Source organism: Pleomorphochaeta sp. (genome assembly GCF_050031695.1).
Lineage (GTDB): Bacteria > Spirochaetota > Spirochaetia > Sphaerochaetales > Sphaerochaetaceae > Pleomorphochaeta.
In genome coordinates, this window is sequence record NZ_JBNAIC010000047.1 from 21,536 (window position 1) to 35,279 (window position 13,744).

The 13,744-nt window shown below is 26.7% G+C and carries 13 protein-coding genes and 2 pseudogenes; 9 read left to right on the top strand and 6 right to left on the bottom strand.

What is annotated here, in order from left to right:
- Positions 1-35: 35 nt before the first annotated feature.
- Positions 36-476, bottom strand: a complete 441-nt coding sequence (locus ACPKM0_RS08770) for an OsmC family protein (RefSeq protein ID WP_472475213.1) — start codon at positions 474-476, stop codon at positions 36-38.
- A gap of 332 nt (positions 477-808) precedes the next feature.
- On the opposite strand from ACPKM0_RS08770, the gene ACPKM0_RS08775 reads away from it, so the two are divergent.
- The 5 genes and pseudogenes from ACPKM0_RS08775 (at position 809) to ACPKM0_RS08795 (ending at position 4,967) form a co-directional block, all read left to right on the top strand.
- Positions 809-1,255 carry a hypothetical protein gene (locus tag ACPKM0_RS08775; protein WP_472475215.1) on the top strand — a complete coding sequence of 149 codons (447 nt, stop codon included), beginning with the start codon at positions 809-811 and terminating at the stop codon, positions 1,253-1,255.
- A 376-nt stretch (positions 1,256-1,631) separates the two neighbouring features.
- A complete protein-coding gene (locus tag ACPKM0_RS08780) occupies positions 1,632-2,669 on the top strand; it encodes a Kelch repeat-containing protein (protein WP_472475232.1) in 1,038 nt (345 codons plus the stop codon).
- 1 nt (position 2,670) lies between these two features.
- On the top strand, positions 2,671-3,624 hold the full coding sequence (locus tag ACPKM0_RS08785) for a DUF1207 domain-containing protein (RefSeq protein ID WP_472475217.1): 954 nt from the start codon (positions 2,671-2,673) through the stop codon (positions 3,622-3,624).
- Positions 3,625-3,791: 167 nt separating this feature from the next.
- Positions 3,792-4,181, top strand: a pseudogene (locus ACPKM0_RS08790) (ATP-binding protein); the annotation flags it as partial.
- Between the two features lie 48 nt (positions 4,182-4,229).
- Positions 4,230-4,967 (top strand): ATP-binding protein, encoded by a 738-nt coding sequence (locus ACPKM0_RS08795; RefSeq protein WP_472475234.1) that lies wholly within the window; start codon positions 4,230-4,232, stop codon positions 4,965-4,967.
- A gap of 371 nt (positions 4,968-5,338) precedes the next feature.
- On the opposite strand, the gene ACPKM0_RS08800 is transcribed toward ACPKM0_RS08795, so the two are convergent.
- Positions 5,339-6,244 (bottom strand): aldo/keto reductase, encoded by a 906-nt coding sequence (locus ACPKM0_RS08800; protein ID WP_472475219.1) that lies wholly within the window; start codon positions 6,242-6,244, stop codon positions 5,339-5,341.
- Positions 6,245-6,381: 137 nt separating this feature from the next.
- Complete coding sequence (locus tag ACPKM0_RS08805; protein ID WP_472475221.1) at positions 6,382-7,752, bottom strand: MATE family efflux transporter; 1,371 nt, start codon at positions 7,750-7,752, stop codon at positions 6,382-6,384.
- A 173-nt stretch (positions 7,753-7,925) separates the two neighbouring features.
- Between ACPKM0_RS08805 and ACPKM0_RS08810 the strand changes: the two genes are divergently transcribed.
- Together ACPKM0_RS08810 and ACPKM0_RS08815 are read left to right on the top strand one after the other, a co-directional pair.
- A complete protein-coding gene (locus ACPKM0_RS08810) occupies positions 7,926-8,816 on the top strand; it encodes an AraC family transcriptional regulator (protein WP_472475222.1) in 891 nt (296 codons plus the stop codon).
- Between the two features lie 177 nt (positions 8,817-8,993).
- Positions 8,994-9,143, top strand: a pseudogene (locus ACPKM0_RS08815) (type II toxin-antitoxin system mRNA interferase toxin, RelE/StbE family); the annotation flags it as partial.
- A 294-nt stretch (positions 9,144-9,437) separates the two neighbouring features.
- Here the strand turns inward: ACPKM0_RS08815 and ACPKM0_RS08820 are convergent.
- Positions 9,438-11,750: a ligand-binding sensor domain-containing protein gene (locus tag ACPKM0_RS08820; RefSeq protein ID WP_472475224.1), complete on the bottom strand. Its 2,313-nt coding sequence runs from the start codon at positions 11,748-11,750 to the stop codon at positions 9,438-9,440.
- Positions 11,751-12,025: 275 nt separating this feature from the next.
- Here ACPKM0_RS08820 and ACPKM0_RS08825 point away from each other — a divergent pair, with 275 nt between their 5' ends.
- On the top strand, positions 12,026-12,157 hold the full coding sequence (locus ACPKM0_RS08825) for a hypothetical protein (RefSeq protein WP_472475226.1): 132 nt from the start codon (positions 12,026-12,028) through the stop codon (positions 12,155-12,157).
- Between the two features lie 63 nt (positions 12,158-12,220).
- Here the strand turns inward: ACPKM0_RS08825 and ACPKM0_RS08830 are convergent, their stop codons facing one another.
- Positions 12,221-12,688, bottom strand: coding sequence for a hypothetical protein (locus ACPKM0_RS08830; RefSeq protein WP_472475228.1), 468 nt, complete (start codon positions 12,686-12,688; stop codon positions 12,221-12,223).
- A 483-nt stretch (positions 12,689-13,171) separates the two neighbouring features.
- On the opposite strand from ACPKM0_RS08830, the gene ACPKM0_RS08835 reads away from it, so the two are divergent.
- On the top strand, positions 13,172-13,285 hold the full coding sequence (locus tag ACPKM0_RS08835) for a helix-turn-helix domain-containing protein (RefSeq protein ID WP_472475236.1): 114 nt from the start codon (positions 13,172-13,174) through the stop codon (positions 13,283-13,285).
- 41 nt (positions 13,286-13,326) lie between these two features.
- Here ACPKM0_RS08835 and ACPKM0_RS08840 read toward each other — a convergent pair.
- On the bottom strand, positions 13,327-13,744 hold a 418-nt coding region (locus ACPKM0_RS08840), incomplete at its 5' end, for a MutS-related protein (RefSeq protein ID WP_472475230.1).

Below are 13,744 nucleotides of genomic sequence, written 5' to 3' on the forward strand. Positions count from 1 at the left end.
TGCAAAAGCAACCCCATTTAAATTTTTTAGTTTAATTATTCTCTTACAACTCCAGAGGATACTAGTTTAACACCATTAGCTAAACAATCTCCTACAGGACATCTTCCTTCAATAAATTGAGCAAAAGCTTCAGCTTTTTCTTGAGGCTCGTCGGTTTTAAAATGCATTGTATATCTAATTTCTTGGAAACCATTTCTAACATCAGCTAATCCCATAAAACCATCTGGATCTAAATCTCCTTCAAGTTCTACATGAAATTCTTCAAAACTAAAATCTTGAGCTTCTGCAAATGCTGCTGCCACTATTGTTTGGCAAGCTCCTAAAGCACAAAGTAAAGCTTCTACAGGATTCATACCTGCATCTGTACCACCTAATTCTTCTGGTTCATCTAATAAAATTTTAAAATTTCTTGCGTTTGTTTCAACTTGTAATCCATCTTTTAATTTTTTTGCATTAGCTTTAAAAGTAGTTATCATAATTTGCTTCTCCTATTCTGTTAATTATTTGTAAGAAAATTAGCATAGGTTTGTTCATAAGTCAATACTTAGCTAAGTAAGTGTTTATTTTTTTCTTAAAAGAAAGTGATAATGTCCAAGTAAGTTGAAAGCGACTTTGTCCATTAAGAGAGAAAACTAGCTATTTATTTGCTTAATTATCGAATTTATCAAAATAAAAATTTTTATTCTTAATTGGTAGATTATTTTTTTGGTTTAAAGTATAGATTTCAATAAAAATATAAAAAAAGAAGGGAATCGCTTATCATAGTTTTAGAGAACTAAAGCAATCCCTTCCAAAAGGTGGTTTCATTATGTTATGGAATAAAGAAAATATTCAAGTAATAGAGGATCTTTATTTAGATAAAATTAATATTAATAGAGCAAAAATCATTCTTGGTGTTACAAAAAAGACTATAAAAAGAAGATTAGAAACATATAGAGTTTATGGAGAAGAAGGTTTTATACATGGTAATACTAAAAGAGAGCCTGTAAATAAGATTGATTTTGCTAAGATATTTGCTTTTGTAGATAAATATGAATTACATAATTGTAACTTTAGTGAGTTATCTAGACTTCTAAGGGATTATAATGTAATTAACATAAGTCCATCTTGTCTTAGGACTAGATACTATAATATAGGATTACTTTCTCCAAAATGTACTAAATCTATTAAGAAAAGGCTTAAAAAGCAATTAGATGCTAAATTAGAAGAGCAAGGAGCTCTTAGTGTAGATGTAATCTGCGCCCATAAAAGCTGACACTTTTTGAATTGACTGAAACCCATCAAACTTACAAATTATTGATGAATGCATCCATTAAGGATTACTAGTTTATTACATCTTTAGATTTTAGATTAAAGTCAATGTTATCTAATTAACACTATAAGAGTTCCTTCTTGATTCTATTTTTTAAATCAACTTTGTAAATAAATATTATTTATAAAATTTACTCACATAAACTGTAAATGCTTCATAAAAATAAAAAATGTTTTTTTATGTTGTTTCTGTGTAAATTATGAGTTAGTATCGTATTTAAAAATAAATTCAAAGGTTAATAATAAAAAAAATACTACTTTTACTAATTGCTAGCATAATTTTTTTAACAAGTTGTGATGTTTCAATAATCCAAGCTTATATAGATTATAATTTTGATAGTTATGATGGAGATTTAACAGTAACAAAACTAGAAAATAATGACACTTGGTCAAAAAGACAAGATATGGCTTCTGTAGTTTATAATGATGAAATATACATTATTGGTGGCTATGATATCACCGTAAGAGGCGAAAAGGATTGCTATCGGGAAGATGTATATAAGAGTTCAGATGGCATAAATTGGACATTATTAAATGACAATGCTCCATTTAAAGGGCGTCGTGGTCATAGAGCTACTGTTTTTGATGGATATATCTATGTGGCTGGAGGCTTTTATGCAGATGATGATACCGGAGATAGAGGTTACAAAAATGATGTTTGGAGAAGTAATGATGGAATTACGTGGGAAGAAGTTAGTGAAAATATTCAAACACCTTGGGTTTCTAGAAAAGATTTTGGAATGTTAAGTACAGATTCTGCTATATACGTTTTTGGTGGGTTTAGACAACTTGAGAATGTTGGACCACAATATCTAGATGATGTTTGGAAATTTAACGGGACCTCTTGGACTCAATTAACAGATGCTACTATGCCAGGTGGTAGAAGTGCTTTTGCATATGAATTTGTCGAAAATGATATTTATATACAAGGAGGATCTTTCCTGGGAGCTACTCAATCAAAAACGGGGAAAGTTGACACATCGATTACTCAATGGAATTCTCTTTATAAATTGGATACAACAGATGATACCTCATCATGGATATCACTAGATAAAGAACCTATAGAATCTTGTAATAGGAGAAGTGATCATTCATTAGTATATTTAAATGAAAAACTTTGGTTACTCTCTGGAAGAAGTAATAGTTCTTTGCATTTCTCTCATAACAAAGATACATATGGAACCCTATATTTTGATTTTAATACCAATAATTGGATTATGGATTCATATGGAGCACCAACTGATCCTCTATATGGTTATTCAATTGAAATTTTGAAAGATAATATATATCTCTTAGGTGGTTTTTCTAACAATGGTCCTAGAAATTCTGTTTGGTTACTTGAAGAAGGAGATAATTAAGATGAAAAAATTATATATTACAATATTTTTAGCTATTTTTATTCTTCCATTAAGTGCGAAATCTAATTTCTTAGGGTTAACTTTTACAGGCCAACCTGAAAAATTTTTATACGAATCATATCTTGCTGATCCTCTTGCTGTTAATACCGAACTTACTTATAGAAATTATGAAATTGAAGAAATTCACCCAAATGAAGTAGGAGAAGAATCTCATATTGATGCTAAAATTGGTACAAGATTTAATTTTTGGAGAATAGCACCTGAAAATCATCCTGATTTAGGAATAGAAGCTGAAATTGGAGCAGCAGTTTGTACTTTTATGAATGCTAATGGTACAGATTTATTAAGTACTGATGGGATATATTATTATACAATAATTTTTAAACCAAATTACTTTTCAACATTTAAATGGGGTCATCATCACATATGTTCTCACCAGGGTGATCAATTAGATACTAATGGAGATGGTAATCAATATATTGATTTCGATATTAATGCAATATTAAATGAAAGTAATTATGTTAGAGATGATTATGTTTTATCAGCAGATATTTTACCACTTTATTTTTTAAAAAATTATAATAATAATCTAGCTAAAGCTATTAAGATTTATGGTGATTTTTATTACTATAATCCTGCTGAAAGTCTATTAGGTGGTGATTCTAATTCAGTTGTAGAGCATGCATATATCTGGTATCAATATGGTGCAGAATTAAAATTACCAATATTAGATAATAAATTTGGAACTCTATATATGGCAGGCCAAATAAGTAAATGGCAACAAGCAGCTTATACAAGCAACTATACTTATCAAATTGGTATTATTTTACCATCAACAAAAAAAACTCAAAGAATGAAATTTGCATATCAATTTTATGATGGACAATCTTTGATTAACAATTATCAAAATAAGAGAGCAAGATTCTCTGGATTTGTTTTTACAATAGATAAATAAAATATTAAAGGCAATCCTGAAGGATTGCCTATTATTAATATCAATATTCCTAAAGATTTACACATCAATATAACAATAAGATTCTATATAAAGTAGTTAAAAAAATTTTAATAGTGCATATTTCAACTTGTACTTGAAATTTTCACCAAATTAAAGTGCTATTCATTATGTTAATACAAAGAAAACTATTTTCTAAACTAATTTCTTCAAACAAACTATTTTCAGTAGTCATATTAACAGAACCACGACAATCAGGGAAGACAACTTTGGTAAAAGCTTGTTTTCCAAATTACACGTATTGCAATCTTGAAAATCCAGAAATAAGAACTTTGGCTAATAACGATCCTAAGACATTTTTTCATATATATAAAACTCCAATAATTATTGATGAAGTTCAGCGAGTCCCTGAATTGCTATCATAGATACAAGTCCTCCCAGATAAAAACCCAAAACATGGACAATATATACTAACAGGAAGCAACCAATTACAACTCAATCAAGCAATCTCTCAATCATTAGCGGGAAGAACAGCGATATTTAATCTGCTTCCATTATCTATATCTGAAATACAAAAATATTATTGTGAAAAACTAGATAAAAAAACAATGATTGTCAACGGATTTCTTCCAAGACTCTATAATGATAAAATTCCGGCCAATTTAATTTATTCCAACTACTTTAGAACATATATTGAAAGGGACGTAAGATTACTGACTAATATAAAAAACCTTACTCAATTTGAAAATTTCATCATACTTCTTGCTAGAAGAATAGGACAAATCGTTAACCTTTCATCACTTTCTAATGACGTTGGAGTCTCTTCTACTACATTAGCAAACTGGCTATCAATTCTTGAGGCATCATATATCATCTACCGCTTACCTCCTTATCACTCCAATATGAGAAAAAGAATTACAAAATCTCCAAAACTATATTTTGTAGAAATTGGACTGGCTACTTGGTTACTTGGCATAGAGACTCCTAAACAATGTATCAGAGATCCTTTATTTGGGAATATATTTGAAAATATGGTTGTTATGGATATAATAAAACAGCGCTTAAACAAAGGATATGACCCTAGATTATTTTTCTATCGAGATGCAAAAGGACATGAAGTCGATCTAATTTTTGATCAACAACGAATACCCTATCCTATTGAAATTAAGTCTGCGATGACTTGGAATGATCAATTCTCAAAAGGAATAAAATGGTTCCAATCAGCAAATGAATTTGCAGGTAAAGGTGCAGTTGTATATTCAGGAGATATAGAATTTGATAAAGAAACATATGTAGTTAGAACCTATCATTCAGATATCCTAAAACAATTTGAATTGGACAAGTAGAAAATAACAACCTTCAATATATTAAGTTTGAAGGTTTTATTAAAATAATTCAAATTTCATAACTCATGAAAAAATGATACAAAAAAGATTATATCGCAATCAACTTTATCTGTTTCAGGTAGTACATAAATATTTTCCAGGAATTGTGCAAAAACATATTGATATTAATAAAAAATACAAATATAAAATTAAACATAAAAAAGATGCTACTCAGTTTTTTTCAAGAAAAGACTTTTGTAACATCTTCTTTTTATAAAATTGTTTATTGTATATAAATAGATTTATTTTTTGATAAGGTGTAGGCTACTTTGTATTTTGAAATCCAAATTTTGAATATAACAATAGACTCCAAAAACAAATATAGCATCATATTAACGAATTATTTTACTATTTTTTACAACTAATTTTGGCATTGATCTTCCCATAATTTTGCTATCATGCATAGCTGATTTTATTTTCGTAATTTCATCATTAGTAAAAATAATATCTTTAGAACCCATACTATCTATCAACCTATCAGATTTTCTTGAACCAATTAAAACAATCATGTTATCACTTTTATTTAGTACCCATGCATGTGCAATTTGAGATATTGAAACATTTCTTTTTTTTGCTATTTCACGAATAGCAACATTAAGTGGATCATTTTCATTTTTAAATAATTTTCCAAATGCTAATGCACCAAAGCCAACAATACCAATACCTAATTCTTCAGCTACAGGAATTATAGTATTATCAATTTCATTATTAATAATTGATACTTCAGATTCAACTAATGCAACAGGATGGATTGAGTGTACTTTTCTAAGAATATCATCTTCTACTTCTGAAACTCCTAAATATTTAACACAACCTTCTTCTATCAAATCAGAAATAGCACCAATTGTATCTTCTAAAGGAATACCGATATCAATTCTAGCTGGTTGATACAAATCAACATAATCTAAACCTAATCTAGTTAAAGAGTTTTTAATATATTTTTTTACATTTTTAGGACCAACATCCATTTTACCCATTACTGGATTGAATTTTGCATATTTTAGTGAAATAAAAGCTTCATCTCTCTTTCGACCAATTAAAGCAGCTCCTAATAACTTTTCATTATGTCCATTAATACCATAAAAATCTCCAATATTTATTAAATTAATTCCTGAATCTAAAGCAGTATGTATTGTTTTAATACTTTCATTTCTTTTTGTTGCTGGATTAACAGACATTCTCATTGTTCCTAATCCTAATCTAGAGATTTCAAAGCCTTTTCCTTTAAAATTTTCCATAATTTTCTCCTAATTTTTTTTGGTATAATACCAATATAATTACTTATGAATTATCAACTTAAAAAAGATGATATATCTTTTACTTTATTTAATTTATGTTTTTTTGAACTTCCACTTTTGTATAAAAAACTTTATTTTTAATTTGTTGTTAACAAAACAAGTTGAGACTTTTCTACTTTATCTTTTTTATATTCTCTAACTAAAATTATTGCTGTTGTGATAACTGCTAAAATATCTGCAATAGGTGTAGATAACCAAACACCTTCTAATCCCATAAAAATTGGTAGAATAAAAACTAATGGAATTAAAAAAATAAATTGTCTTAATAATCCAAGAAACAAGGATCTAGATGCATCAGCAATCGATTGGAAAAATGCCACACCTAAAAGATTTATAGTAACCACGGGTAGAGATAAGATATATAAGCGAAGTCCAATAGCTGCAATTTGATAAGTCGAAGACTCATTATCTAAAAATAAAGTTACTGCCTGATTAGCAAAAAGTTCTAACATTATAAACATAATAATTGAAAAAATAACTGAAATAATAATCGCTATTGATAAAGTATTCCACACTCTCTTTTTCAACCCAGCTCCATGATTATACCCAAGAATTGGTAACATTCCTTGTTGTATTCCCATAAGGGGCATTAAACATAAAGTATATAAACTGTTAACAGCTCCCATTGATGCAATAGCACTAGTCCCTCCATATTGAGAAAAAGCTCTATTTAGAACTATTAGTGCTATACTTGCACCCATAGTTCCTGCAAAAGATGCAAAACCTATACTAATAATCTCTCTTATTGTTTTAAAGTTTGGAAGAATATCCTTTATATAAATTTTTATAATACTTTTTCCTCGTATGTAAAAACTAACTAATATTAAAAATCCTACAAACTGCCCCAATACTGTAGCTAAAGCTGCACCTTCAACACCCCAGTTTAAGATATAAATTAAAATATAATCTAATACTATATTAATAATAGCTGAAGCAATCATTGAAATCATAGGTAAAACAGGAGCTCCTTCATTTCTAATTGAATTAATTAATGAAAAACTAATCATTTGAAAAAGAAATCCAGCTAATATAATTTGCATGTAATTAACTGAGTAACTTAAGATTTCATCTGTTGCACCAAAAAAGCTTAATAATGAATCTAAATTAAAAAATAATATAAGAATGGTAATAATAGATACTAAAATACAAAGCCCAATAGTACTTGTAAAAATTTTACTTGCTTCCCTTTTATTATTTTGCCCAAGACTTATTGAGAATAATACATTTCCTCCAACACCTATTAATGTTGCAAATGCAAATATAATCATCATTATAGGAAAAGTAATAGCGAGTCCCCCTAAAGCAGCTTCGCCTACATAATTACCTATAAAAATTCGATCTATGATATTGTAAATCGAATTTATTACCATCGCCACAATCGAGGGGAGGGAATATCTAATTAACAATCTTAATATTGACTCAGTTCCTAATTCATTTGTTTTTGACATATTGTTTCCTCTTCATGTTGTATAAACTAATATATTTCAAACCTAAAGCGAATACAAATTCATACGCAAATTATACATATTTGTACAAAAATAAATTAAATCATATAAGATTTAATTGCATTTTATACACAATTATAATATTTTATGAACATATAATATTATAAGGAACAACTATGATAGAAAAAGATACATTAAAAAAACTAATATTATCATTGGATAATAAAAACAAAACAGAAGGAATAAAAAAAACATATTGTAAAGAGATTAATCTTGGCAGAACATCAAAAGCTATGCCTAGTTCTCCTGAATTTAATGAACCAGGAATTCTTTTTGTAGCTAATGGTGAAAAAAAATGTAATGTTGGAGATAAAGAATATATCTATGGCTCAGGAGACTTTTTAATAACGTTATTACCTATGCCAGTATTTGGTGAAATCAGTAAAGCCTCTTCTACAAATCCTTTTATGGCTATTGGAATTAAAATTGATACTAATCGTCTTGCAAAAATAGAAAATAAAATTAATCAAACGGAAGGACCATATTTAAAAAATTTCAACACTAACCCCTCAGGAATAATTGCATCTTCTGCTAGTGAAAAATTACTAGATACTATGATTAGATTAATTGATATTGTTTGCAATCCTAATGATTTTTCTGTTTTAGGAGAGGGAATATTAGATGAATTATATTATAGAATATTATGTGACTCTACAGGAGGAAATATTAGAGCTTTATTAAAAAACAGAAATCAAGTAAAACAAATATCAAACGCAGTATCATATATTCATAATAATATTGAAAAACAAATATCAGTAGATGAATTAGCTGATTTAGTATTTATGAGTAGAACAGCTTTTTATACTGCATTCAAAAAAATAATGCATGTATCACCTCTCCAATATACTAAATCAGTAAAACTCTCAAAAGCTAATATTTTATTATCTGAAGGAAAAAAAACTAATGAAGCTGGTTATCTAGTTGGATATAATAGTCCTGCTCAATTTAGTAGAGAATATAAAAGATATTTTGGAATTAACCCATCGGAAATAAGACAGAAGATTTAAAAAGATTTAATGTAGTAAAAAAACGGGAATGAGGAATAATAGTTGGATAGGAAAATCTGATGTTTAAAATGGGAATAAAACCATATACGAAAGTAGAGCAAAAATTAGCTCTAAAAGAATTTGAACGTTTAGGATCAGTAACTGCCGTAATACAAAAAATAGAATCCTAAAAAACATAGAGATTATCAGATAACTAACTCAAATCATTATAAAAACATGAGAGAATGCCATATAAAACCTGATTTATTACTAATATATATAATAGAAAATGATATTTTAAATTTATCTTTAATTAGAACGGAAAGTCATAGTAAATTATTAAAATAATAAGACAAAATAGATTTTGTTCTTAGAATTTTTTTTTCATCAAAAAAATATCTGTTTATATAAAGTTATTTATATTTTTAGTAACTTATAATTTTAAACGATAACTCCAAAGGGCTTGAAAAATCATGCAAATTAGCCTTAAAACAAAAAATAACTATTATTTAATTTCTTATATTAAAAGAAATTATAATAGTTTCTATATTGTATCAATTATGGGTACTTAAATGCATTGGTACACCAATTCCAATACAAATACACGTTTAATGGGCTCTAGGGTGTATAAATTATAAATTATTATTTAAAAATTGCACAAAATAAATCTTTTGGATCAAATCCAAATGAAAAATTACAAAGACCTACACTATCTCCTGATAGTTGAATTTGAAACTTTATATTAGAATTTATTATTTTTTTATTCGTTAAAATAATAGGGAAATCTACTCCAACATTTGCAAGAGAAGTAAATATATTATTATAAAAATTATAATGAAATCTATAATCAACATAAGGTTTGATAACTACACCATTTTTAGTCTCCCATGGATAAAAAATACCAATAATCGGAAAAGGCCTAACATATACACTTAGAATTTCAAAATTATTAGTTTCTGTTTCAGTTAATTCCAATGATATATCATCAGATTGAGTTGTTTGTTCAATGGAAGTAAATACATCAATAGAAGCTCCACAATACAAATACTTATAAAAAGGATAATTATAGGATAGCGATAAATAATGCACTTCTGATTCATTATAATACGAATAACCATAATTTAATTTAATACCATCTTTTAGATAGTATTTAGGGTTTTCTTTATATTTGGCCCACAAAATTTTATCAAGTCTCTTTTTTATTTCTTTTTGTCTTGTTTTTTCAGATAAATTAATTTTATTATAAAAATCAAGTGCTATTAAATTATAATAAGATTCATCAATAAAGTTGTTAGCAATTAAAAAATCAGAATAATTTCCCTTAAAACTATTCAAATCATTAATATTAAACTTATAAACTATATTATCTAATAAATAATCATTCCTAATTATTGTTAATTCCTTAACTTCATTTTCTATTACAATCTCATAATAATTATCAAGAGGTAATATAGCTGTTTTGAAATCAAATTTATAGGTAATAAAAGTTTGATTAGCTAATAGTTTCTTATACTTATCAATTAACAACTTATAATTTTCATAAGATTTCATTTGCAAAGCATTTGATGGGTCAAAGTTTTTATCATTAATATTAAAGTTTAATTTTTCATCCAAATTTTCAAAAGGTATTTTAATCGAATATTCAAAATTAATATAATTACTCTCATTAAAATATAAATCTAAAATAAAAGCTTTTGCTTCATTATCTAAGTTTACATTAATTGATTTTGGAATAAGACTCAAAGTGAATACATCAGATGATTCTATTGAAGATAAAGCCATCAAAAGATTATTTTGAAGTTTATTAAGTATAGGGAGCATTTTACCATCAATTATTTTTATATTTAATAATTTTTCGTTTTCTTTTTCGATAAGAAAATTATTTACTTCTGAATTTCTTATTTTTTTTGCAACAATTGTTGGTTCATTATTTTTATCTACTTCAGAATATAAATAGGGTCTATTTAATAATTCTATTTTTCCTAATTGTTTCTCTTTTATATAATTAGCTTCTTGGGATGCTATTAAATTTTCATATTTTTCTATTAAGGATTTATATTGATTATAATAGTCATCAAAAATCTCAATTTGTTGAATTAAACTATTATCATTATTTATTATCTCAATATCTTTTTTTATGATTGAATTTAAAATAATATTCACTTCATTTTCAATTTCTATAATCTTTTGTTGAGATATAAGTTTACTCGCTTTTTCTTGGTCTTCTTTTTTAATATTTAATTCTATATTTGCTTGAGCTATTTCTATATTAATCTCATCTATCTGTTTATTAATTAAATCCTTTGATAAATCCTTATTAGAATTTAAATCTTCTTTTTGTTTTTGTAAGTCATTACTATAATTAATTAATATATTTTGATATTCATTTTGCCAGATAGCAATAGTTTGATTCGGTCTAGGTAAGTCTGATGTAAATTTATCTAAAGCAATTAATACATATTTAGCCATATCATAGTCTTCATAAGTTTCAATTATATTAGTAATTAAATTTTTTTTATTTTCAAAGGAAAGTGTTTCTTTATTCTTTTCATATTTATTTTCTAAAGAAGCTATTGTTACTAAATAATCATTTGTAATAATATCAATATAACTATCTGCTGCTGAATCATTAATAATAACTGTACAAAGATAAATATCATTACCAAAATTATCTTTTTCTATTTTAAAGCTCTTTTCAATATTAATAAAATTATTTTCAGTTGTTTGAAAAGAGGTAGTTGAAAATTTAGAACTTTCTAAATTCCCATTAGTATCTTCTTCAATTAAAATTTCTTCATTAAATACAGAAACTCTAATAATTTTTGACAAAGCTGTATATGCTTCTTTTTCAGCTGCTTCTTTAGTTTTTCCATACCCATTAGCACTTAAATTGTCAGAAAATAAAGAAGTAACTGTTAATGTTAACATTAATAGTATTAGTGTTAATTTTTTCACAAGAATAATCCCCAAAATTAATAAATTTGAAATGTCTTTATATAGTCTATTATCATAACACAGTTTTATAACAAAACCTATCTAATATTAGGAGAATTTATAATTTTCACTTTTTATTTACTTATAAAAATATTTTATGTAAAAAACTATAAAATTAATATAATATATTAGTTATTTTCTTCCTCTTCAACAAATCAACAACAACTATTTCACCATTCTTGAAGTGAACCTTAATCTCTCTTTTTGAAAATACTTCAATAATATCAACAATTGATATGAATAACTTAGGAGAAAACTCTGTAATTAAATCATTCTGGGATTTGAGAGTTTCTAGAAATCTATCAATCTGTATTTTTCTTGAATACTTATCAGCTCAAATAGCTTGTGTCTTTTTTAGCATTTCTTGAATAAAAAATGCACTCAAACTTAAATCATTCAAGAAAGAGTGCCTTTTTATTTTTAGAAATTATTTACATTGAAAATGTTGCTGTTAATCCCATAAGACTTAATCCCATTACAAAACTTTCGTTAAATCTATAGTCATAACCAATATTTGCCCAAGGAACAAAAAATACAACAGTACCTACAGAGTAATACGCACAACCACCCGCTTTATTTAATGGCAAGCCATCACCAAAATAATTTTTCCAAGTATATCCAAAACAAATATTTATACCTGTTACTTTTTGGGTATAAACTTCTCCCTTAATTAACACATTTGTACAATTCCCAATAATAGGATCAAAAAGACCTAAGCTTAAATTTTTTGTACTCTTTGCTTGTAATTCAACTCCATCAGGAATTAGAGTTGATTTTAATTCGTCAGTCAAATTTACATTTACAACAACATTTTGATTATTAGTATTAATGTTGTCATCAGCATAAATAAAAGTTGTTAATATCAATAAAGATAAAAATAAAATAATTTTTTTTGACATATTTTCCACCTCGATAAAGAAAATTTTAATGGTTGAATCTTAGCACAGTTTCTTAACAAAAACTATAAAATTAATGAAACTAATATTTATTTTTTTCTGTCACTTGTCAAATACATTAATTATGTAAAAAAATTAAAAATTAACATTATATATTAGTTATCTTTCTTTCTCCTCAACAAATCAACAACAACTATTTCACCATTCTTGAAGTGTACCTTAATTTCTCTTTTTGAAAAGACTTCAACTATATCAACAATGGATATAAACAACTTTGGAGAAAACTCTGTTATTAAATCATCTTGGCTTTTGATAGTTTCTATAAATCTATCAATCTGTATTTTCCTAGAAAACTTATCAGCTAGAATTGCTTGTGGCTTTTCTAGTTTCTATTGAATTATAAAATATTCTTTTGAAAAATTATTAGATAGGCTACAATTTATAAGAAGAAAAAAATGAGAATACCATGATGAATTTAAAATCAACATTGTAAAGCTTTATAATAATGGTAAACCAATAACAAAGTTACTAAGAGAATATAAATTATCTTCATCAACTTTAGCAAAATGTATTAACAGATTATTCGTAAACACAAATTGATACCTAGATAATTTCATCTTATTCTTAAATTATAATTCTGATTATTTTTCACACAACATTGCTCTCGCATCAATTACGACCTGCTCATCGAAACCCATATATTCCAAAAGACGAATTGCGTTTCTTGACTTTGATGGTCCTTTCTTCAACAGATAGTCAAATACAACCTCTTCTTTTTCAAAATGTTCACTAAAATGGTAGTTATCATATATTTCGTCCAATATTTCTGTCAATTCTATATCATGCGATGCGACAAGACACATGCTCTTTGTCTTATGCAGAACTCGTAACACCGCAGTCGAAGCAGCAATACGTTCAGGGGTATTTGTTCCACGTAAGATTTCATCAATAAAGCAGACACACCTTTGCTTCTTGCATTCATCCATAATTCTTCGAAGGGAACGAATTTCTGCCATGAAATAGCTCTCACCAATTTCAATGTTGTCACGTAAAGCCATG

Excerpts from the sequence above, each read along its gene's own strand:
- ACPKM0_RS08770 (WP_472475213.1), bottom strand. The coding sequence starts at position 476 with ATGATAACTACTTTTAAAGCTAATGCAAAAAAATTAAAAGATGGATTA.
- ACPKM0_RS08785 (WP_472475217.1), top strand. The coding sequence starts at position 2,671 with ATGAAAAAATTATATATTACAATATTTTTAGCTATTTTTATTCTTCCA.
- ACPKM0_RS08805 (WP_472475221.1), bottom strand. The coding sequence starts at position 7,752 with ATGTCAAAAACAAATGAATTAGGAACTGAGTCAATATTAAGATTGTTA.
- ACPKM0_RS08810 (WP_472475222.1), top strand. The coding sequence starts at position 7,926 with ATGATAGAAAAAGATACATTAAAAAAACTAATATTATCATTGGATAAT.
- ACPKM0_RS08795 (WP_472475234.1), top strand. The coding sequence starts at position 4,230 with ATGATTGTCAACGGATTTCTTCCAAGACTCTATAATGATAAAATTCCG.
- ACPKM0_RS08825 (WP_472475226.1), top strand. The coding sequence starts at position 12,026 with ATGAATAACTTAGGAGAAAACTCTGTAATTAAATCATTCTGGGATTTG.
- ACPKM0_RS08775 (WP_472475215.1), top strand. The coding sequence starts at position 809 with ATGTTATGGAATAAAGAAAATATTCAAGTAATAGAGGATCTTTATTTA.
- ACPKM0_RS08830 (WP_472475228.1), bottom strand. The coding sequence starts at position 12,688 with ATGTCAAAAAAAATTATTTTATTTTTATCTTTATTGATATTAACAACT.
- ACPKM0_RS08800 (WP_472475219.1), bottom strand. The coding sequence starts at position 6,244 with ATGGAAAATTTTAAAGGAAAAGGCTTTGAAATCTCTAGATTAGGATTA.